The sequence below is a fragment of the Bradyrhizobium algeriense genome (assembly GCF_003062295.1).
Lineage (GTDB): Bacteria > Pseudomonadota > Alphaproteobacteria > Rhizobiales > Xanthobacteraceae > Bradyrhizobium > Bradyrhizobium algeriense.
Genome location: NZ_PYCN01000132.1, coordinates 1 through 1,648, shown reverse-complemented (window position 1 = coordinate 1,648; position 1,648 = coordinate 1). Strand labels below are relative to the sequence as shown.

At 59.0% G+C, this 1,648-nt stretch carries 1 protein-coding gene; it reads right to left on the bottom strand.

All coding sequences use genetic code 11. The features are described from left to right. Nucleotides 1–20: 20 nt before the first annotated feature. Nucleotides 21–1,400, bottom strand: a complete 1,380-nt coding sequence (locus tag C7G61_RS42660; protein WP_108523404.1) for an IS110 family RNA-guided transposase — start codon at nt 1,398–1,400, stop codon at nt 21–23. Between the last annotated feature and the right edge of the window lie 248 nt (nt 1,401–1,648).

Genomic DNA, 1,648 nt, shown 5'->3' with positions numbered 1-1,648 from the left:
CTGACGCTGGAGAACGATTCCTAAGAAACGGCACCAGCTCCCGGTTCCAAGGGCTGCAGAACAAAGCCGAATGTCTTGGCACGTCGGTGCAAATTGTTGATCACTCGCGTACGGTAGCGTGTCTCGTAGGACGAGGCGCCGGGATCGACGTAGTCCATTCCGTGACGGACAGCGTTGTAGAACAGGACTGCGATCTTGCGGGCCGTCGCGGTGACTGCCTTGGCCTTGCCGATGCGGGACGACAGTCTTCTATAAAAGGCGCCGAGCGCGGTGTCGGTGCGTCCGACGGTTACGGCAGCAAGGCGCAGAAGAGCTGCGGCCCGACCGCCGGACCGGCGCGTTCGTGACGAGAGCATTTTGCCCCCGGAGACCTTATTGCTCGGCGCCAACCCCAGCCAGGAGGTAAAATGCTTTGCACTTGGCCATGAGGTAAGGTCGTCGCCGCATTCTGCGATCAGCTTCAGCGAGAGGTAATGACCGAGGCCGTCGATGGTGGTGACGTCCTTTCCGAGCAGCCCAAACAACGACGCGCGGACGTCGAAAGCCAGAGCGTTCGCTTGATCGGTTCTGTTCCGACGCCGCGAGACCGGCGGCGCTGATCCATGATCATGACCCCTATGGATAATGAGTTCCTTCAACACAGCCTCGATTCGGACGTCGCAGGCAGATGCCTTCTCGTGGTAAGCGTCGTAAAGGGCGAGTGCCTGATCGAGCGCAAACAGATGCTCCGCGCGGTAGCTTCCGGTGAGCGCCTTCGCGATCGTCTCGACACTGGAGTGGCAACTGTAATGGCGCAAACACGCCAGCGCCTCAGGATCGCGCTCGCCGGCAAGGATCGCGCGAATGATGCGCAGGCCAGTCGTGCCCGTGATGTCGGCCACAACGTGGTGGAGTTGAAGATTCATCTCGGTCAATGCCTTTTGCATATGCTGGATGTGTGAGGCGGCATATTCCAGCAGACGCTCACGCTGACGCACGTAGGCTCGCAGCTCCGCAATTTGCCCTTTGGGCCGAAAGCTCGCCCGCAGCAATCCGAACGAATGGAGCCGCTGCAGCCACTGCGCATCGCTGACATCGGTCTTGCGCCCCGGCACATGCTTGGCATCGCGCGCGTTGACAAGAAACACGGCAAATCCTCGTGCATCGAGAAGCTCAAAGATCGGAATCCAATAGACGCTGGTTGATTCCATGACGACGGTCTCGACGCCGCATTCCACAAACCACTTTACTAGTTGATCGAGATCGGCCGTGAAGGTGCCAAAACTGCGTACTGGCTCCAGTACGCGATCCGCTCCTACGGCAGCCATGTGCATAGTCGCACCAACATCGATGGCAGCCGCGTTCGGGTGCACCATGGGCATGGTACGGTCGACCTTGGACTTCGACTTCTTGCGGTTCATCTCCAATCCTCCTGCTGACAGGGCGGAAGGGCTGAGCTGCGCAATTGATCAGATTCCTAAACGGGATCGCCTATGCGGCGTCACCACTCTCAAGTCCGCAACAGCTCATGGACCAGGTTTTTTGACGGGGTTAAATGCCACCAAAATCGTATCGGCCGCTCCCTTCCGAACGCAGTCTATCGCCAACCCGTTTCTATCCCACAGGGGGCGTGCAGCGCCGAGATCAGTTTTTTAGAAGGAGCGCTCAC

What these genes read in the sequence shown, in the direction of transcription:
- C7G61_RS42660 (WP_108523404.1), bottom strand. Translation starts at nt 1,400, where the DNA reads ATGAACCGCAAGAAGTCGAAGTCCAAGGTCGACCGTACCATGCCCATG.